The organism is Acidisoma sp. (genome assembly GCF_965199065.1).
In the GTDB taxonomy this organism is placed as follows: Bacteria; Pseudomonadota; Alphaproteobacteria; order Acetobacterales; family Acetobacteraceae; genus Acidisoma.
The window spans coordinates 1,522,614-1,540,543 of sequence record NZ_CBDAQN010000003.1 but is presented as its reverse complement, the minus strand read 5'-3'; the positions used below and the strand labels follow the sequence as shown (position 1 = coordinate 1,540,543).

Genomic DNA, 17,930 nt, shown 5'->3' with positions numbered 1-17,930 from the left:
GCCGCATGAGCATTTCGGCTGCGGGCGACCGGGTGGCGGCGCGCCCGCGTCGCCTTCCCCTGAAGCTCGCCGCCAAGCTGGCGCCGCTGGTCTGGGTCGGCCCGGCGATGGCCCTCATCGTCGTCGTCGTGCTGTGGCCGGTGGTCATCATGATCGAGACCGCCTTCCAGCACATCAGCCCGGACGGCTTCATCCTCGGCTGGGCCGGCTGGCGGAACTTCGTCTACCTGCGTGAGGAGCCGGATCTCGTCGACATCCTGGTCCGCACCGGCATCTGGGTCGGCACGGTGGTGGTCGGCACCATGCTCATCTCGCTGGCGCTCTGCCAACTCTTCAACCAGAAGTTTCCCGGCCGGCGCATCGCGCGCTGGGCGCTCATCGCACCCTGGGCCGCCTCCGTCGTGATGACGGCGATCGTCTTTCGGTGGGGCCTCGACGCCAACAACGGCATCATCAACGTCCTCCTCTACGATCTGGGCCTGCTGCACCGCTTCAACAGCGACGCCGCCGACTGGCTCGGCACGCCGGGCTCCGCTCTCGTCTGGATGATCGTCGTCGCGATCTACGTCTCGGTGCCGTTCTCGACGTACGCGCTGCTGGCGGGCCTGCAGGCGATCCCGTCGGATGTCTACGAGGCCGCGCGCGTCGACGGCGCCGGCGTCTGGCGCACCTATTTCACCATCACGCTGCCCCTGCTGCGCCCGGCCTTCATCGTGGCGCTGCTCATCAACGTCATGAACGTGTTCAACTCGTTCCCGATCATCTGGGAGATGACACGCGGTGGCCCGGGCCATCAGACCAGCACGACCACGACCTTCATGTATCAGCTCAAGGAGAGCTACATCGGCGAGTCCGCCGCCATGTCGGTGGTGAACTTCGGCCTCGTCGTGGTGATCGTGGCGATCTACCTGCGCGTCACCGTCTGGAAAAGGGAGCCCGCGTAGATGTCGGCGGTCAGTTCCGCGCCGCCGAGGCGTGCCCGGTGGCCGCTGCATAGCCTCATCTATGCCGGCATCGCCTACATCGTCGCCACCATCTTCCTGCTGCCCTACATCGAGATGATGATCTCGGCGGTGCGGCCCGCCGACCAGATGCTCGACCGCGACTTTCTGCCGACGCGCTTCGATGTCCGGAGTTTCTTCGACATCTGGAGCACCGGTTTCGGCAACAACCTGCGCATCAGCCTGGAGGTCGCGGGCGGCTCCACGGTCCTCGTGCTGCTGGTGGCGATCCCTGCCGCCTACTACACCGCCCGCCAGCGCTTCCGCGGCCGCGGCCTCTTCATGCTGCTGGTGCTGGTGACGCAGATGTTCCAGCCGACGGCCATGCTGGTCGGCATCTACCGCGAGTTCCTGAGCTTCGGCATGATCGACACGGTCTCGTCGCTCATCCTCGTCAACGCCGGCTTCAACATGGCCTTCGCCGTCTGGATTCTGAACGCGTATGTCTCCGCCATCCCGCAGGAGCTGGAGGAGGCTGCCTTCATCGATGGCTCGACGCGCCTGGGCGCGCTGTTCCGCGTGACGTTGCCGCTCGCCTTGCCGGGCATCGTCACCGCCCTCATCTTCACCTTCATCGCCGCCTGGAACGAGTTCATCGTGGCGCTGACGCTGACGACCTCCTCGACGACGGAACCGCTGACGGTGACGTTGAACAGCTACATCGGCCAGTATTCTGTGGATTGGCGCCATCTCTTTGCGGGTTCGGTGATCGCGACCATCCCGGTCATCATCCTCTTCGCCCTGATCGAGGGGAAAGTCGTCGGCGGTCTCACCGCCGGCTCTATTAAATGACGCCGCCGCTGGTCGAGATCTGCGTCGACGACGTGGCGGGCGCTTTGGCCGCCGAGGCCGAGGGCGCCGACCGGATCGAGCTTTGCAGTGCGCTGTCCGAGGGCGGGCTGACGCCGAGCATCGGGCTGGTGCAGGCGGTTCTCGGACGTGTTCGACGACTCGGTGTGAGGATCATGATCCGGCCGCGTGGCGGCAACTATGTCTTCTCCTCGGAGGAGGTGGACGTCATGCTGGCCGACATCGCCGCCTTCCGCGCCCTGCCAAAGGCTCCGGGCGTCGTTGTTGGTTTCGTCTGCGGGGCACTGACAACCTCCGGCGTCATCGACGCGCGGGCGATCGCACGGCTGAAGGTCGCGTGCGGCGGCCTGCCGATGACCTTCCACAAGGCGTTTGACGTGACGCGCGACCTCGGTGCCGCACTCGACACGCTGCTCGGCCTCGGCATCCGGTCGGTGCTGACCTCCGGCGGCAGCCCAACCGCGGAGGGCGGCGTCGAGACCCTGAGGATTTTGGTCGAGCGGTCTGCCGGGCGGGTGACGATCATCGCCGGCGGCGGAGTGCGGGCCGGGAACGTGCGCGCGCTGCTCGAGCGGACGCATGTGCCCGAGGTGCATCTCCGGGCGATGCGTCCCGACGCCTTCGGCCGGCAGGTGACCTCGACCGAGGAGATCGCGGCTTTCATCCAGGCGGCACGGCACGCGGCATGACGCCGCCCGTGGTGCTGGCGGTCGATGTCGGTGGCACGAGTTTCAAGGCGGCGCTGATCGATGCCGAGGGGCGCCGCCTCTTGACCGATGCCACGTCGACCCTCGGTGCATTGGGCGAGGCGGCATTTGCGCGGCTCGACGCCTTCGTCGGTCGTTGCATTGAGGCCGCCGCCGCGTCGGGAGTGACGCCGGTTGCAATCGGGCTCATCGCGCCGGGGATGGATGAGAGCACAGGCCACGTCCTGTTCGCCGCCAATCTCGGCTGGCGCGACTTCCCGCTGGGGCCGCGTCTCGCGGAACGGCATGCGCTCCCGGTCGCGAGCGGCCATGACGTGCGGACGGCCGGCCTTGCCGAGGCGCTTCTCGGCGCCGCGCGTGGGTTCCCGGACTCGGTCATGGTTATGATCGGCACGGGGATCGCTGCGTCCGTGGTAACCCACGGGCAGGCGGTCGCAGGTGCAAAGGGCATGGCGGGCGAGTTGGGGCATGCGCCGGTCTTTCCGGGTGGCGAGCTGTGCGCCTGTGGGCAGATCGGCTGCCTCGAGACCTACGCCTCTGCTGCCGCCATCGCCCGCCGCTACCGTGCTTTGGGCGGCGAGGGCAGCCTTGTCGCCGGCGACATCGCAGACCGCCTAGGGTCTGACCCGATCGCTGCTCGCGCCTGGGACGACGCGGTGCAAGCCTTGTCGATCGCACTGACGACAGTGACGATGCTGCTCGACCCGGCGGTGATTGTCATCGGCGGTGGCCTCGCGGAGGCCGGTGAGATTTTGCTGGACCCGTTGCGGCTGGCGTTGTCCCAGCGCCTCGCCTGGCGTCCGCCGCCGCCGATCCTGCGCTCGACGCTGGGTGGGGGCGGCGCTTTACTGGGCGCTGCCATTCTGGCGTTCAGGCGGCTCGGATTGAGCGATCTTGCCCCCGGTTGGAACGCCGCGTGAAGACCAGCACAGGCTATCGTCGGCGCTTCGACACCAGCTCATAGGAACGCCGCACATAGTCGCGCAGTTCGTCGTCGGCCAGCGCGTCATGCCGCAGCAGTTCGACCCACCGCGCGCGGCCTAGATAGGGCATCGGCCGCGCGATGCCCTGTTCGATGAGCGGCTCGAAGGCGACGCCGGCCTTGAAGCCGTAGAGCGGGGCTTCTTGCCCTACCAACCCGGCGCGCGCGAACATATGGCCGCCAACGCAGAACGTCCGCTTGTTTCCGAACTTCACCTCGAGCGAGGCGCCGGGCAGGCTACCGACGACCTCGCGGAACGCGTCGAACAGCATGACGGGCGATGACGCCCTACTCCGCCGCGCGAGGCAGGTTCGGTGAGCCGGTCGTCACCCTGTCGTGCGGCCTCTCCCGCAGCCGGATCGTCATCATCAGGATGCCAGCGAGCGCCAGCGATCCCGCGAACAGCATGGCCGTCGCGAAGAAGCTGCCCGTCCGGTCCTGCAGGTACCCTCCGAGAAACGGCCCGAAATAGCCGCCGAGATTGCCGAGCGCGTTGATCAGGCCCATCGCGCCGCCGGCCATCGCCACCGGCAGCACGCGGGAGGACGCCGCCCAGAACGGCCCGTCATAGGCGAGCGCCCCGCCGATCGCGAGACAGATGAAGACGACGGAGAGCGCGATGCTCGTCGAGGCGACGTAGACGGACAGCACCAGGGCGATCGCCCCCATCACCGTCGCCAGGCAGACATGGAACGCGTAGCGCCGGGTCTTGTCCGCCAGCCAGCCGTTGCCGAACAGCAGGACGATGGCGGTGAGATACGGCAGGGCCGCGATCAGCCCGACGGTGCCGAACCCCTGCTTGGTGAGCGTCTTCAGCAGCGTCGGCAGCCACATGTTGAGGCCGTAGAAGCCGACCTGGATGAGGAAGTATACGCCCACCAGCCGCCAGATGGTGCTGTTGGTGAAGATGTCGCGGAACGGTCCGGGCGTCGGCTCATGCGCGCGATCCTGGGCGATCGACCGCTCGATGTACTCCCGTTCGGAGGCCGACACCCAGGTAGCCTCGCTCGGCCGGTCCTTCACGAAAAGCAGCCACAGCGGCAGCGCGATGATGAACGGCAGCGCGCCCTCGACGAAGAACAGCGTGCGCCAGTCGGAGTGCGAGATGATCCAGCCCGACAGAGGCTGCGTGATGATGGAGGAGATCGCGAGGTTCGCCATCCAGAAGGCATAGGCGCGGGCCCGTTCCTGCACGGGAAACCAGTGGCTGAGCAGCACGAGGATAGCGGGCCAGATGCCGCCCTCAGCTACGCCGAGAAAGAACCGGGCGATGACCAGTTCGGTAAAGCTATGGACGAGGCCGCAGGCCAGAGCCGCAAGGCCCCAGAAGACGATCATCACGGCAACGAACTTCCGGGCCGACCAGTGCTCCGCCAGCCAGCCGCCGGGGATTTGGAGCATGATGTAGCCGACGAAGAAAATGCCGCCCGCCGCACCCTGTGCCGCCTTGTTCACATGGAACTCGTGCCCGATGCCCGCGAAGGCGTAGGAGATGTTCGTCCGGTCCATGAAGGAGATGACGTAGACGATCATGGCGATCGGGATCAGCCGGAGCCATCGCCGGTTGCCTACGTCCTCTGGTTTTATGGTCGCGTTCGCAGACATGACGTGTTCTCCCCAGCCCCATCTTCGACGGGTTCGCCGGAAGGTTAGCTCCTACCTGAGGAGAAGCGAAAGTCGTCGGCCGGTCACCGCTTCGTCAGTACACGGCTCAACTTCCGAGGCCGCCTAACGCGACGTATTTGATCTCGAGGTAATCTTCGATCCCGTACTTGCTGCCCTCGCGCCCGAGACCGGATGACTTGACACCGCCGAAGGGCGCGACCTCGGTGCTGATCATCCCCTCGTTCACCCCGACCATGCCGTATTCGAGCGCCGACGAGACGCGGAAGATGCGGCCCACGTCGCGCGCGTAGAAATACGAGGCGAGGCCGAACTCGGTGTCGTTGGCGAGCTGGATCGCCTCCTCCTCGGTTTTGAAGCGGAACAGCGGCGCCACCGGACCGAAGGTTTCCTCGGAAAAGATCTTCGCGCCGCGCGGCACATCGGCCAGCACGGTCGGCTCGTAGAAGTTGCCGCCAAGCTTGTGCGGCTTGCCGCCGGTGACGATGCGCGCGCCGTGGCTCACCGCATCCTCGATATGCTCGCGCACCTTCTCGACGGCGGCCTTGTTGATGAGCGGCCCCTGGGTCGCCCCCGCCTCCATGCCGTCCGACACCTGCAAAGCCTCGACAGCCGTGCGCAGCTTCTCGGCAAACGCGTCGAAGACGCCGTCCTGCACCAGGATGCGGTTGGCGCAGACGCAGGTCTGGCCGGTGTTGCGGAACTTCGAGATCATCGCGCCCTGGACCGCGGCATCGAGATCGGCGTCGTCGAAGACAATGAAGGGCGCGTTGCCGCCAAGCTCCATGCTCGTCTTCTTGATGGTCGGCGCACATTGCGCGAGCAACATCGCACCCACCTCGGTGCTGCCGGTGAAGGAGAGCTTGCGCACGAGCGGGTTCGCGGTGAGTTCGGCGCCCATCACGCGGCCGGGGCCGGTCAGCACGTTGCAGACGCCGGGCGGCATGCCAGCCCGCTCCGCCAGTACGCCGAGGGCCAGCGCCGAGAACGGCGTCTCGGTCGCCGGGCGGATCACGCCGGTGCAGCCGGCGGCCCAGCCGGGACCCGCCTTGCGCGTGATCATGGCGGCTGGAAAGTTCCAGGGCGTGATGGCGGCGAACACGCCGATCGGCTCCTTCGTCACGAGAATGCGCCGGCCGTGCAGGTTCTCGGGGATCACGTCTCCGTAGATGCGTTTGGCCTCCTCGGCGAACCACTCGATGAAGCTCGCGGCATACGTGATCTCGCCGCGGCTCTCCGCCAGAGGCTTGCCCTGCTCGGCCGTCATGATGATGGCGAGGTCTTCCTGGTTCTCCATCATGAGGTTGAAGAGCCGGCGCAGGATGGCGCTGCGCTCCTTGGCGAGCAGCCCCCGCCACGCCGGCTGGGCGCGATGGGCGGCCTCGATCGCGCGGCGGGTTTCGGCCGTGCCCATGGACGGCACCGTGCCGATGACGGCGCCGTTGGCGGGGTTCGTGACGGGCACCGTGTCGCCGCTGTCGGCACCGATCCAGCGGCCGTCCAGCAGGTTCGCCTGCCGGAGCAGCGAACTGTCCTTCAGAGGCAGATCGGTCACCGTATCGAGCATTGGCGTCACTCCCATATCCGCCGAGTTTACGCCGCGGAGGCGCTAGCGCCTATCGATCCGCCGCAACACGACCCCGAGATACTGTGGGTCGTCGCTGTCGTTGAGCGCCTGGAGCCAGTGCGGCTGAGGAATGACCAGCGTGACGCGGACGATGCGGGCCATCGGGGCCGGAGGCAGGCCGATCCTCAACTCAATCGTCTGCCCGACCATGAGCGACGCCGGCATCTGCGGCGTGCCATCGACGATGGGCCTGATCTCGATCTCGGTTCCCGCGGCGCGGCGGGCGATGCGGGGTGGCGCGTAGCCCTCCACGATCAGCGTGGCGCTGGTTTGTCCCGGCCGGACCGGCAGCATGATCTCGACGTGCTCTCTCTGGCTGAAGACGCCGCCGTCGGCGGTGCGATGTGGCGCGGGGGGCCAATCCGGCAGCAGCATGCAGAGGGTGCGGTGGTCGAGACGCGCGACATCCGCCTCGTCGGGCAGCCCGGCGAGGTAAGGGTCCGCCGCCGCCTCCGCCTGCTCGGCCGGCGACAGCCAGCACAGTTGCCGGTGCGCGAGATAGACCGCGCGATACTGCTGCGAGACGGCCGGCCTCAGCAGACTGATGACGATGGTCGATGCCTCGAAGCCCAACAGGCCGAGGCCAAGCAGAAGGGCCCCGATCCGCAGCATCCTAGGAGAGAACCGGTGCGCCGACGCACCAGGCGAGAACGAGCAGCAGCTGCGCCAGCCCTAGCGCCAGCGCGATCAGGGTAAGGCGGAGTGGGCTCGCCCCCGTCGCACCCAGGCGGAACAGGGCCAGAATGACGATCGGGTTCGTCAGCACGAAGCGCGGCATCGACTGCAGTCCCGAACTGCTCGCGACCAGGATGCTGGCGCCGATCAGCCAGGCTTCCGCGAAGCGCCGCCGGAGCAGCTGGTGCAGCGCGAGCGCCAGCCCCGCGATCCCGAAGCTCGCCTCCACGGACAGGCTTTCCCGGGCCGGATGGGCAAGAACTCTGCTCCAGTCGTTGGCCGTCAGCCCGTCCCACAGGAAGAGCCAGGGCGGCAGATCGTGCCGGTTCCAGGTCGCCTGCACGTGGATGAAGGCGAGGCCGTCACCCATATGCCAGCGCAGATACGCCATGAAAGCGAAGAGCCCGAGCGGCGCCAGCGCCACAGGCAGCAGGACGTGGCTCAGGGCGGTGACGGGCATCTTTCGCAGCGTGCCCGCGCGGTGATGCTGCCACAGATAGCGCAGCCGGTCGGCGACGATCACGGGCACCATCATCACCCCGGGCGGGCGGGTCGCCGTCAGGGCCGCGCTTGCGAGCGCCGACCGCAGAACTCGCCGCTGGGTCAGGGCCAGCAGCGACGCCATCATCAGCAGGGCATAGAGTGCCTCGGAATACGGGAAGGCGAAGTAGAGATCGCCCGGCCATAGGCTGACGAGGCCGAGCCATGCCATTGGCATGGGGACCCGCCACGTCGTGTGCCCGGCGCCGCTCCCCTGGAGGTACAGCCCGCCTAAAGTTCCGAAGCCCGCGAAGCAGACCGTCGACAGCAGGATGCCGGCCCAGCTCATGCCGACCGATGCGGGCATGATCGCAGTCACCGTCGCGAGGAGCAGCGGGTAAAGCGGGAAAAATGCCCAGTTCGCCGTGTTGGAGTAGATGTCGCCATGAGGGGCGAGATCGTATCCCGCCCGCGCCGTCATCTCATACCAGGCGCAATCGTAGTTGCAGAGCACATGGGTGGCTCCGCCGAAGCTGCGCGCGATCACGCAATAGACCAGCAGGCGGAACCCGGAGAGGGCCATGAGGATGAGGAAGGTGCTCGTCGCCGGATGGACGCGCCACATACGGGCCCCAGAACCGCGTTTGGTTTCCCACAGCGCGGGCGGCACTCCTACACGCTCCGTTTCGACCGTGGGCACGGCGACACTGGACAGGTGCGGGAGCGGCTGCTGCGGCACGTTCGCTCCTTGAGCGTCAACACCTGGACGGACCGAACGCTACTACAGCCGCCACGCAGGGCAGCATAGAGCATTCGTGGGCGCTAACCCTTTGTCGGTGCTGCGGTCGGGGCCCGGCCGCCATGGCCGCTCATCTCTGCGCCGGCCGCGGCGGGAAGTTGAGCGCAAAGCGGGCCGCAGAGCAGCGAGGCGACGCTGACCACGAGGAATGCGATGCGGAAATCGCCGAGTTCCGGGTTCGGGTGGCCGGCGATCGCGGAGGAGATGGCGAGCGCCCCGGCTGCGACACAGATGCCCATCGACAGCATGAGCTGCTGGAAGACGGTGTAGAAGCTGGTGGCCGCGCTCATCCGGTCCGGCCGCAACTCGGCATAGGCGATGGTGTTGTAGGCCGTGAACTGCAGCGACTGGAAGAAGCCGCCGGCGAGCAGGATCGCGAAGATCGCCGGCGTCGGCCAGCCTCGGGTGAAGGTGGCGCAGGCGGCGATGCAAAGCGTCGCCAGCAGCTGGTTCCAGATGAGCACGCGGCGAAAGCCGAAACGCCTGAGCAGGGGGGCTGCGAACGCCTTCATCAGCATCGCCCCGGCGGCGCTCATGAAGGTGACGGCGCCACTGCCCGCGGCGCTCATGCCGAAGCCGAGCTGCATCATCATCGGCAGCAGAAACGGCACCGCGCCCCAGGTGATGCGCGAGAGCGACCCGGCGATGGTCGAGACGCGGAAGGTCTGCACCCGCATCAACCGCAGGTCGAGAATCGCGTTCGGGCGGCGCCGCGCATAGATCACGTAGGCGGCGCCGCTGACGACGCCGACCGCGAGCAGCAGAATGGCGTCCACCGCTTCCGAGCCGCGGCTCGCCAGGGTGAACCCGAAGGTCAGGCAGGCGAGGGCGATGCCCGAGAGCACGAACCCCGGCGCGTCGAAGGGCGTGCGGTGCGTCTCGCGGATGTCGGGGATGAGCAGGGTCGCCAGCGTGCCGCCGAGCACGCCGATCGGGATATTGATAAAGAATATCCATCGCCAGTTGAGGTACGTGGTGATGAAACCGCCGAGGGGCGGACCCAGCACGGGACCGACGAGAGCGGGCACGAGAAACCAGGCCATGGCCGAAACCAGCTCGGACTTCGGCACGCTGCGGAGCAGGATGATCCGTCCGACCGGCACCATCATCGCGCCCCCCATGCCCTGAACGAGGCGCGCCGCCACCAGGAGGGGCAAACTGCTCGCTTCGGAGCATAGGATGGAGCCGATGGTGAACAGGATGATGGCGCCGTTGAACACGCGGCGGGTGCCGAACCGGTCGGCGATCGTGCCGCTGGCGGGGATGAACACCGCCAGGCTGAGCAGATACGAGGTGAGCGCGATGCTCATATTGAGCGGCTGAACGCCGAAGCTGCGGGCCATGCTTGGCAGCGCGGTCGAGAGCACCGTGGCGTCGAGTTGCTCCATGAACAGCGCGGTCGCGACGATCAGAGCGATCGTCCGGAGCCGGCTGCGGGAGGCGTCAGCTGCTTCAGGCACGTCTGTCATCGACCTTCGATCGTCATGGCCGGAGGAGGATCGGGAACTCCATGACCTGACCATGCTCTGGCTCTCCCACCTAGGCTAGTGTCGTATTTTGAATGCTGCTCCCGCAGCGGAGCCGAGCAAGACCATGGTTCCCGGCCATAGATGAGCCCCTGACGCGACAACCTCCCGCAGGATCACGAAGTCGTGTCGGCCATCACGTTGATGCATTGCAGCAATTACCGTTGCCTCTAAACGCGTAAGTCGACGTAGAGTATTGGAAGCGAGCCGCCGCCGGCGATTGCGGCAGCCACCCGCTGATGCGCGGGTTACGTTTTGCCATGTGACTGCCGCTTTTCCCTGTTTATAAGTCTCGCGAAGTGAAACACACTGCCACCAAACGTGATGAGGCTCCGGTAGCGACGCGACATCTTCGTTCGCGAGCCATCCGCTTGCGACTCGGCCTAGGAGCTTGCGGTGTGAGGCGGACTGCCGCGTTGGACGGTGTGCCGGCTATGGGGGTTGAATGAGCGCTGTTCCGGACCGTCTGCATCTGCTGCGTCAGGGCCAGATCGAGGATCAACTCGGCTCGGCGCGTCCATCCTGGCGTGGCCGCAAGATGCCCTCGGCTTCCGCACTGTCGCGGCGGAGGTTCTATGTCGCCTGTGTGAAGCGTCTGCTCCCGCTGGGCGCGCTGATGCTGCTCAGCCTCGTCATCCTGTGGCCCGAGATCAGCCGCCACAACCCCGCTCGTGTCACGTACCACGTCGCGACCGGCAGCATGGGCGGCACGGATCAGGGCAGCATGACGAAGGCGCATTACGAGGGCGTGGACCAGTCCGGGCTGCCCTACACCATGACCGCCGACCAGGCGGTGCAGACGGACGCGGACACGGTGCAGCTCACCGGCCCCGCTGGCGACATGACGATGAAGAGCGGCTCCTGGCTGATGGTGCAGTCGCGCAACGGCATCTACCACGCTCACGCCCAGCATCTCGATCTCAGCAACCATGTCGTCCTCTATCGTGACGACGGCACCACCGTTCGCACGTCGAAGGCTAATATCGACCTGAAGGCGGGCACGGCCTCCGGCCATGAGGTAGTGAATGCAGATGGTCCGTTTGGAACGCTCGATGCACATGGCTTCACCATCATCGACCGTGGCGCCCGGCTGCATTTCACCGGTCCGGCAAAGCTCGTGTTAGACGGGAGTCCATGACCGCACCCACCGCTGATCGCGCCCGAGCCCGGATTTACGCCGCCTACGGGGGTTTAGCCCGGGCACTGACTTTGGGCGTTCTGGCACTGGCGGTGACGGCCTCTCTGCGGCCAGCGTTCTCCCAGGCAATCGACATGACGAAGGGCGGCCCAATCACCGTCACGTCCCAAGGTGGCATCGAGTGGCGGCAGCAGAGCCAGGAAGTGATCGCGGATCAGGACGCGAAAGCCGTTAGAGGCACCGTCACCGTGACCGCGAACCAGTTGATCGCCCACTACCGAAAGAAGGCAGCGACGCCGGGCCAGCCCGCGGCCCCCGCCGCCGCGTCCAACGCCACGGATACTGGCTCATCCGAGGGGCTCCAGGGCGACAACGAGATCTACCTGCTCGAGGCCCAGGGCAACGTCAACATCTTCACGCCCACTGACCGGGCAACCGGCGATCACGGCGCTTACGACATGGACCAGGGTGTCCTCGTGCTGACCGGCCACGACCTGAAGCTGACGACCCCGACCTATGTCGTGACCGCCACCAATTCCCTCGAATACTGGTCGAACCAGCACATGGCGGTCGCCCGTGGCAACGCCGTTCTGGTCACGAATACCGGCCGGAGGATCGCCGCGGATGTGCTCGTGGCCTACACGTCGCCCACGTCCGGGCCGGCGACCACTGGCGCGGCGGCCGCCAAGACGACGGTCGTCGCCAAAACCGGCCAGACCGCCGCGCAACCCGACGCCACCGACCCTACCGACCCCTCCGGCAGCCTCAAGCTCGTCGACGGCATCGGCCATGTCGTCATCATGACCGCGACCGACATCGTGCAGGGCGACCGCGCCGTCTACGATCCGACCTTGGGCATCGCCCGTATCGCCGGGCACGTCCACATCACCCGCGGGCAGAACGAGCTTGTGGGGTCAGAGGCTCTGGTCAACATGAAGACCGGCATCTCCCGCTTGCTGTCGCACAGCCGGGATCAGGTGAAGGGCCTCATCATGCCCAATCAGGCTGGCGAGACGGCTCAAACCGGGCAGATCCACCAGGCGCCGGGAGCGCGGGCGCCCGCGGCGTTGGCCCCCTGAGCACGACTGAGGAACCTCCCAAGATGGCGGAAGCGGCGCGTGGCTATGCAGCACGGCCCGGCGCTGGGCTCGTGGCCAGAGGTCTTGGCAAGAGCTTCAAGCAACGCCCCGTGGTGCGTGGGGTGTCGATCACGGTCAAGCGCGGGGAGGCGGTCGGCCTGCTCGGTCCCAACGGGGCGGGAAAGACCACCACCTTCTACATGATCATGGGCCTTGTTCGCCCGGACAGCGGCGAGATCACGCTCGACGGCAACCCCATCACCTCGCTGCCCATGTATCGCCGCGCGCGGCTCGGCATCGGCTACCTGCCCCAGGAAGCCAGCGTTTTCCGCGGGCTCAACGTCGAGCAGAACATCAAGGCCGTCATCGAGATCAGCGAGACCGATCCCGACCGCCAGCGGATCATGCTGGACGGGCTGCTGCAGGAGTTCGGCATCGCCCATCTGCGCCGCACTCCGGCGCTGGCGCTTTCGGGCGGGGAGCGCCGCCGCGTCGAGATCGCGCGGGCGCTGGCCAGCAGGCCCGGCTACATCCTGCTCGACGAGCCGCTCGCTGGCATCGACCCCATAGCGGTGGGCGAAATCCGCGATCTCGTCTCCCACCTCAAGCATCGCGGCATCGGCGTGCTCATCACCGACCACAACGTGCGGGAAACGCTCGAGATCATTGACCGGGCCTACATCCTGCACGACGGCCAGGTGTTGATGGAGGGTCGGCCCTCGGAAGTGGTGAGCCACGAGGGCGTCAGGCGGGTTTACCTGGGCGACCGATTCAGCATGTAGCTGGCCAGTTAGACACTTCTGCGGCGGCCGTATGCTGCTATAGCTTGGGCCGATGTCCATCGGAGCAAAAATCGGGCCAAGGCTGGTGATGCGCCAGTCTCAGTCCTTGGTGATGACCCCCCAGCTGCGGCAGGCGATCAAACTGCTGCACTACTCCAACCTCGAACTCGCCGGTTTTGTCCAGGACGAGCTCGACCGGAACCCATTGCTCGAACGTGACGAGCGGCCGGAGTTGCCGGTCGCAGAGGCTTCGGCGCCCGACCAAGCGGTGGCGCCTGTCGCCGGTAGCGACAGCCTCTCCTTCGCTACTTCGGAGACCATCCCGAGTGCCGCGAGCGCTCCGCTGGACGGCGACTTTTCCAATGCATATGACGCCGGGGGCGTCGCCGACGGCGCCGGGCTGAACGGCACGCTCTATTCCGGCATCGGGCGCGGTGGCAGCCATTCGTTCGACGCCGATGGGCGCGGGATCGATGATCTTGCGGAGAGCCCCGGCACCTTGCGCGACCATTTGGCGCAGCAGCTGCGCCTCGGCTTTCCTGATCCCTCAGACCGGCTGATCGGCGCCCATCTCATCGCGTTGCTGGACGGCGCCGGCCGTATCACCGCGAGCCCGGCCGACATCGCCGCCGGTCTCGGAACGGCGCTCGAGCGGGTCGAGGCGGTGCGCGCGCGCATGATGCGCTTCGATCCGCCCGGGGTGTTCGCATGCGACCTGCGGGAGTGCCTCGCCGCCCAGCTCGCCGAGCAGAACCGCCTCGATCCGGCGATGGCAACGCTGCTCGACAACCTCGACCTCCTGGCGAAGCGTGACCTGCGCCGGCTCATGACGCTCTGCGGCGTCGATGCCGAGGATATGACGGACATGGTGGCCGAACTGCGCCGTCTCGATCCGAAGCCCGGCGCCAGCTTTGACAGCACGCCGCTGCGGCCTCTGGTGCCTGATGTCCTGTTGCGGCGAGCCGCTGACGGGGGCTGGCATCTCGAACTCAACACCGAGACCCTCCCGCGGCTGCTCGTTAACCAGAGTTTTCATGCGCGGATCGTGTCGCAGGCAGGCAAGGAGGATCGCGTTTTCCTTTCCGAGCAGCTGCAGACAGCGAACTGGCTGGTGAAGTCGCTGCGGCAGCGGGCGCAGACGATCCTCAAGGTGACGACCGAGGTGGTTCGCCAGCAGGACGGCTTCCTGCGTCATGGCGTCGCGCATCTGCGGCCGCTCACGCTGCGGGATGTAGCGGACGCTGTCGAAATGCATGAGAGCACGATCAGCCGGGTTACCGCCAACAAATCGATCGCGACCCCGCGCGGCGTGTTTGAACTTAAGTTTTTCTTTACGACGGCGATTGCCGGAACGACCGGCGAAACCTTCAGCGCCGAAGCGATCCGCCATCGCATCCGGGCGCTGATCGGCGCGGAGCAGCCGAGCGACATTCTGTCAGACGATGCGATTGTAGCCGCCCTGCGTAAGGAGGGCGTGGACATCGCCCGCAGAACCGTGGCCAAATACCGCGAGACGTTGCACATCCCAAGTTCCATGCAACGCAAGAAGGAGAAGACCGCGGCCTGAACAGTCGGGCTTGAAAGTCGGGCGGGAATTAGCCGGACGTTGAATGCCGCCGTGCAGGCCCAAAGTCCTAAAGGGTCACCCCGCACCCGGGGCGATGCCCAATGACAGTTGCCCGGGCGTTAACCCCGGGTGAACATCTGGAGGTAGGATGCACATTACGGTTTCCGGCAAGCAGCTCGATCTTTCGGACGCGCTGCGTCATCGGGTGTCGACCATGCTCGATACCATTTCCCGCAAGTATTTCGGCGATGCCCTTGAGGCACACGTAACGTTCAGCCGGGCACGGAGTTTCTTCACTTGCGACATCAACATGCACGCTGGCCGCGGACTGACGCTGCGCGGGGAGGGCGAGGCGGCCGACGCTAACGCCGCTTTCGACGACGCTGCCGAACATATCGCCAAGCGTCTCCGGCGTTATCGTCGCCGGGTTAATGAACATGCGCGCGATCTTGCGAACCGTCAGGACACCGAACCATCCGAGCCCGCTCAGCACTATATCCTTCGTCAGCAGGATGAGGCTGACACGGACGCCGCCGACAGTGCTGCGGATCATCCCGCGCCGCCAAGTCATTTCGCCACCGTTGTCGCCGAAAATCCGGCCGTGATCTTGCGGTTGACCGTCAGCGAGGCGGTCATGCGGATGGACCTCGCCGATCAGCCGGTGGTTATGTTCCGAAACTCGGTCACGGGGCAGTTCAACGTCGTCTATCGGCGTCAAGACGGTCACGTGGGCTGGATCGACCCTGCCGCTGACTGAGTGAGGGTCCTCTTCGTCTGCCATCGCCGGGCGGTTCCCTGCCCGGCTGATCGCTTGTCCCGAACTCCCAAGCTTCCTTCCGCCTGCAATCGGCTGGTAGAACCAAGTTTATAAGAAAATTCTTCTTTTCTTGCCCACGCGTCTTGCAAACCGGAGAAAAATCGTCTTCTAGAGTTCCAACACGGCCCGAGTTGTACCTGAGATGATTTCCGCCTTGGCCTCACTCTCTCACTCTGCGGACCAGTATCAGGCGAACCTCTGCGACGCCTTGGAACGCCGGATCGCGGACAAGCGGGATGCCTTGGCGGTGCTGCGTTTAGCCATTGCAGGCGAGTTGCCGGGGCCGGTGGCGCTGGTCTCCTCCTTCGGAACCGAGTCCGCCCTGCTGCTGAGCCTGGCCGCGCAGATCGATCCTGCAGTTCCGGTCATTTTTCTGGATACGGGCAAGCTGTTCCCCGAGACGCTGGAATATCGGGGAACTGTGGTTGCCCGGCTCGGCCTTACCGATGTTCGTCTGGTCAGGCCGGAGGCGCGGGTCGTTGCCGCCGAGGATCCCGATGGGAGCCTTTGGCGTCGGCACGCCGATCGTTGCTGCACCATGCGTAAGACGGAGCCTCTGCAGGCCGCCTTGCAAGGCTTCAACGCCTGGATCACAGGACGAAAGCGCTTCCAGTCGGCAACCAGGCGCGACGTCGGCCTGTTCGAAGCCGACTATGGCGGGCGGATCAAGGTCAACCCGTTGGCCTACTGGTCGGCGACGGAGATTTCGGCTGAGTTCGAGCGGCGCGATCTGCCGCGTCATCCGCTCGAGGCGTTTGGATTTCTCTCGGTCGGTTGCACGACGTGCACCGTACCCGTGACCGAAGGCGAGGATCGCAGAGCCGGTCGCTGGCCCGGGCAAGCGAAGACCGAATGCGGCATCCATGTTCCGGCGCCCGCGTTCGCCTGAGGTTTCATCCGCCGGTTGCGTATGCGGCGGCATGGCGCGCGTGGACATCCCACACATCATAAAAAACCCCTGGCCTTGGCCAGGGGTTCGATAGTCCGGCGGCGGGATGACCCGCCGCCCTCAAGCACGATACGAGTAGGCTAGCTTACCACTGGATCTGGGTGCCGACGCCGAACAGCTGCGACTGAACGTAGTTGTTTTCGGTGCCTGCCGTGTCGGACGCGAAGTCCAACCCACCCTGCTTGCGCCAGCCGTAGTCGTAGTCGACGAAGAGGCTCACGCCAGGCACGAGGGTGTAGGTGCCACCAACGGCGACGCCGTTGTTGACCTGCTGGCCCGAAGTCAGCTGGTAACCGCCAACGCCGTTCGAAACCAGATCACCCGTCGTCTGGAAGCGGAACACGCTGCCGCCGACGACAACCGGTCCGAGTGTGTACTGGGCGCCGAACAGGGTGCCGATGGCCGCATGACCGCCATCGGGCTCAAGCTGGAAGTTGTAGCCGGAAACCTGGTTGAACGCGCCGTAGACGACGTTGCCACCGACGGTCACGCCCGCGATCGTCGCGGTGGCGCCACCGGAGAAGATGTTCAGGTCTTTGTAGCCGACGCTCGACGCTCCGGTGTAATGAACCTGCCCGGCGCTGACGTAGTCGGCGCCAAGCTGCACTCCGATGGGCCCGAAGGTCTGGGTGAACTGGCCGCCCACGTCGATGAGGTTGCGCGGCTGGCCGCCAGAAATCGCATTCGGGGTCGACGTGACGGCGTCCGTGTAGTTTTCGGCGGTATGGTTCGGCTCGAAGCCGACGGCAAACTGGAAGCCGGCAATGGTCGGCGACAGGTAGACGATCTTGTTCGTCTCCTGGCTGAAACCACCGTTATCCACGAACGGATAAACGGGCTCAGCGTTCCCCGGGACAATGGCGGGAAGATCGCCCCACCAGCCGCCGTCGTTGAAGCCTTCGAAGGTGCCGGTTTCAAACAGGACGACAGGGCCGTTTTCCTGGCCAAAGCTGATCTGGCCAAGCTTGGGCAGGCCGAAATAGCCGTAGGCCTGGTGGACGAACAGCGTCTCGGCGCCGGCGCTCTGGCCGCCGTTGATGCGAATTTCGGCCGCGGCACCGTAGTGCAGGCCGTTCGCGGCCACACCGTCGAAACCGGGAAAGAGGCGGAGATAGCCTAGGAAGTTGTCGGTGGAGGTCTTCACGCCGGTGCTGGAGTTGTTGTCCAGCGAGGAGCCTTCGATGCCGGCGTACCAGTTGACACGGCCGTTCAGGCGAACAGTGACAGAGCCGGGGGCGGCAGTTTGAGCTTGGGCGGCGGCCATCAGACCCATGGACGCGCCAACAGTGGCGACGGTCGCCAGTAGGAGCTTACGCATTAATTCCTCCTCGTTCGTGCCGGAAGTCCGGCGCATCATCAAAACGTCGC

The 17,930-nt window shown here is 66.0% G+C and carries 17 protein-coding genes; 10 read left to right on the top strand and 7 right to left on the bottom strand.

Translation table 11 applies throughout. The annotated features are described in order from the left end of the window. Positions 1 to 5: 5 nt before the first annotated feature. From ACOEQ1_RS15290 to ACOEQ1_RS15275, 4 genes are read left to right on the top strand one after another with little or no spacing between them, the layout of a single operon-like run. The gene (locus ACOEQ1_RS15290; protein WP_419760099.1) at positions 6 to 944 is read left to right on the top strand and encodes a carbohydrate ABC transporter permease; all 939 of its coding nucleotides are present in this window, start codon (positions 6 to 8) and stop codon (positions 942 to 944) included. Next, positions 945 to 1,793 carry a carbohydrate ABC transporter permease gene (locus ACOEQ1_RS15285; protein ID WP_419760098.1) on the top strand — a complete coding sequence of 283 codons (849 nt, stop codon included), beginning with the start codon at positions 945 to 947 and terminating at the stop codon, positions 1,791 to 1,793. Next, positions 1,790 to 2,500: a copper homeostasis protein CutC gene (locus tag ACOEQ1_RS15280; protein ID WP_419760097.1), complete on the top strand. Its 711-nt coding sequence runs from the start codon at positions 1,790 to 1,792 to the stop codon at positions 2,498 to 2,500. Before ACOEQ1_RS15285 ends, ACOEQ1_RS15280 begins: the two co-directional genes overlap by 4 nt. Then, the gene (locus ACOEQ1_RS15275; protein ID WP_419760096.1) at positions 2,497 to 3,438 is read left to right on the top strand and encodes an ROK family protein; all 942 of its coding nucleotides are present in this window, start codon (positions 2,497 to 2,499) and stop codon (positions 3,436 to 3,438) included. Before ACOEQ1_RS15280 ends, ACOEQ1_RS15275 begins: the two co-directional genes overlap by 4 nt. Before the next feature lie 13 nt (positions 3,439 to 3,451). Here ACOEQ1_RS15275 and ACOEQ1_RS15270 read toward each other — a convergent pair whose 3' ends face one another. From ACOEQ1_RS15270 to ACOEQ1_RS15245, 6 genes are all read right to left on the bottom strand, one after another. Continuing rightward, on the bottom strand, positions 3,452 to 3,772 hold the full coding sequence (locus ACOEQ1_RS15270; RefSeq protein WP_419760095.1) for an MmcQ/YjbR family DNA-binding protein: 321 nt from the start codon (positions 3,770 to 3,772) through the stop codon (positions 3,452 to 3,454). A 16-nt stretch (positions 3,773 to 3,788) separates the two neighbouring features. Beyond that, positions 3,789 to 5,105 carry an MFS transporter gene (locus ACOEQ1_RS15265; RefSeq protein WP_419760094.1) on the bottom strand — a complete coding sequence of 439 codons (1,317 nt, stop codon included), beginning with the start codon at positions 5,103 to 5,105 and terminating at the stop codon, positions 3,789 to 3,791. A 106-nt stretch (positions 5,106 to 5,211) separates the two neighbouring features. Continuing rightward, the gene (locus ACOEQ1_RS15260) at positions 5,212 to 6,690 is read right to left on the bottom strand and encodes an NAD-dependent succinate-semialdehyde dehydrogenase (RefSeq protein WP_419760093.1); all 1,479 of its coding nucleotides are present in this window, start codon (positions 6,688 to 6,690) and stop codon (positions 5,212 to 5,214) included. A 42-nt stretch (positions 6,691 to 6,732) separates the two neighbouring features. Beyond that, the gene (locus ACOEQ1_RS15255; protein WP_419760092.1) at positions 6,733 to 7,362 is read right to left on the bottom strand and encodes a hypothetical protein; all 630 of its coding nucleotides are present in this window, start codon (positions 7,360 to 7,362) and stop codon (positions 6,733 to 6,735) included. Position 7,363: 1 nt separating this feature from the next. Further along, a complete protein-coding gene (locus ACOEQ1_RS15250) occupies positions 7,364 to 8,644 on the bottom strand; it encodes a hypothetical protein (RefSeq protein ID WP_419760091.1) in 1,281 nt (426 codons plus the stop codon). Positions 8,645 to 8,727: 83 nt separating this feature from the next. Continuing rightward, positions 8,728 to 10,173: a DHA2 family efflux MFS transporter permease subunit gene (locus ACOEQ1_RS15245; protein ID WP_419760090.1), complete on the bottom strand. Its 1,446-nt coding sequence runs from the start codon at positions 10,171 to 10,173 to the stop codon at positions 8,728 to 8,730. 502 nt (positions 10,174 to 10,675) lie between these two features. Between ACOEQ1_RS15245 and lptC the strand changes: the two genes are divergently transcribed. The 6 genes from lptC (at position 10,676) to ACOEQ1_RS15215 (ending at position 16,502) form a co-directional block, all read left to right on the top strand. Continuing rightward, positions 10,676 to 11,368 carry an LPS export ABC transporter periplasmic protein LptC gene (gene lptC, locus ACOEQ1_RS15240; protein ID WP_419760089.1) on the top strand — a complete coding sequence of 231 codons (693 nt, stop codon included), beginning with the start codon at positions 10,676 to 10,678 and terminating at the stop codon, positions 11,366 to 11,368. Then, on the top strand, positions 11,365 to 12,447 hold the full coding sequence (locus tag ACOEQ1_RS15235; RefSeq protein ID WP_419760088.1) for an LptA/OstA family protein: 1,083 nt from the start codon (positions 11,365 to 11,367) through the stop codon (positions 12,445 to 12,447). The genes lptC and ACOEQ1_RS15235 overlap by 4 nt, the downstream gene beginning before the upstream one ends. 23 nt (positions 12,448 to 12,470) lie before the next feature. Continuing rightward, positions 12,471 to 13,229 carry an LPS export ABC transporter ATP-binding protein gene (lptB, locus tag ACOEQ1_RS15230; RefSeq protein WP_419760087.1) on the top strand — a complete coding sequence of 253 codons (759 nt, stop codon included), beginning with the start codon at positions 12,471 to 12,473 and terminating at the stop codon, positions 13,227 to 13,229. Between the two features lie 52 nt (positions 13,230 to 13,281). Beyond that, positions 13,282 to 14,796: an RNA polymerase factor sigma-54 gene (gene rpoN / locus ACOEQ1_RS15225; RefSeq protein ID WP_419760086.1), complete on the top strand. Its 1,515-nt coding sequence runs from the start codon at positions 13,282 to 13,284 to the stop codon at positions 14,794 to 14,796. 148 nt (positions 14,797 to 14,944) lie between these two features. Beyond that, a complete protein-coding gene (hpf, locus tag ACOEQ1_RS15220; RefSeq protein ID WP_419760085.1) occupies positions 14,945 to 15,553 on the top strand; it encodes a ribosome hibernation-promoting factor, HPF/YfiA family in 609 nt (202 codons plus the stop codon). A gap of 214 nt (positions 15,554 to 15,767) precedes the next feature. Next, positions 15,768 to 16,502 (top strand): phosphoadenylyl-sulfate reductase, encoded by a 735-nt coding sequence (locus tag ACOEQ1_RS15215; RefSeq protein ID WP_419760084.1) that lies wholly within the window; start codon positions 15,768 to 15,770, stop codon positions 16,500 to 16,502. Positions 16,503 to 16,647: 145 nt separating this feature from the next. Here ACOEQ1_RS15215 and ACOEQ1_RS15210 read toward each other — a convergent pair whose 3' ends face one another. Further along, positions 16,648 to 17,880: a hypothetical protein gene (locus tag ACOEQ1_RS15210; protein ID WP_419760083.1), complete on the bottom strand. Its 1,233-nt coding sequence runs from the start codon at positions 17,878 to 17,880 to the stop codon at positions 16,648 to 16,650. Positions 17,881 to 17,930 lie beyond the last annotated feature (50 nt).

Excerpts from the sequence above, each read along its gene's own strand:
- ACOEQ1_RS15290 (WP_419760099.1), top strand. The coding sequence starts at position 6 with ATGAGCATTTCGGCTGCGGGCGACCGGGTGGCGGCGCGCCCGCGTCGC.
- ACOEQ1_RS15285 (WP_419760098.1), top strand. The coding sequence starts at position 945 with ATGTCGGCGGTCAGTTCCGCGCCGCCGAGGCGTGCCCGGTGGCCGCTG.
- ACOEQ1_RS15280 (WP_419760097.1), top strand. The coding sequence starts at position 1,790 with ATGACGCCGCCGCTGGTCGAGATCTGCGTCGACGACGTGGCGGGCGCT.
- ACOEQ1_RS15275 (WP_419760096.1), top strand. The coding sequence starts at position 2,497 with ATGACGCCGCCCGTGGTGCTGGCGGTCGATGTCGGTGGCACGAGTTTC.
- ACOEQ1_RS15270 (WP_419760095.1), bottom strand. The coding sequence starts at position 3,772 with ATGCTGTTCGACGCGTTCCGCGAGGTCGTCGGTAGCCTGCCCGGCGCC.
- ACOEQ1_RS15265 (WP_419760094.1), bottom strand. The coding sequence starts at position 5,105 with ATGTCTGCGAACGCGACCATAAAACCAGAGGACGTAGGCAACCGGCGA.
- ACOEQ1_RS15260 (WP_419760093.1), bottom strand. The coding sequence starts at position 6,690 with ATGCTCGATACGGTGACCGATCTGCCTCTGAAGGACAGTTCGCTGCTC.
- ACOEQ1_RS15255 (WP_419760092.1), bottom strand. The coding sequence starts at position 7,362 with ATGCTGCGGATCGGGGCCCTTCTGCTTGGCCTCGGCCTGTTGGGCTTC.
- ACOEQ1_RS15245 (WP_419760090.1), bottom strand. The coding sequence starts at position 10,173 with ATGACAGACGTGCCTGAAGCAGCTGACGCCTCCCGCAGCCGGCTCCGG.
- lptC (WP_419760089.1), top strand. The coding sequence starts at position 10,676 with ATGAGCGCTGTTCCGGACCGTCTGCATCTGCTGCGTCAGGGCCAGATC.
- ACOEQ1_RS15235 (WP_419760088.1), top strand. The coding sequence starts at position 11,365 with ATGACCGCACCCACCGCTGATCGCGCCCGAGCCCGGATTTACGCCGCC.
- lptB (WP_419760087.1), top strand. The coding sequence starts at position 12,471 with ATGGCGGAAGCGGCGCGTGGCTATGCAGCACGGCCCGGCGCTGGGCTC.
- rpoN (WP_419760086.1), top strand. The coding sequence starts at position 13,282 with ATGTCCATCGGAGCAAAAATCGGGCCAAGGCTGGTGATGCGCCAGTCT.
- hpf (WP_419760085.1), top strand. The coding sequence starts at position 14,945 with ATGCACATTACGGTTTCCGGCAAGCAGCTCGATCTTTCGGACGCGCTG.
- ACOEQ1_RS15210 (WP_419760083.1), bottom strand. The coding sequence starts at position 17,880 with ATGCGTAAGCTCCTACTGGCGACCGTCGCCACTGTTGGCGCGTCCATG.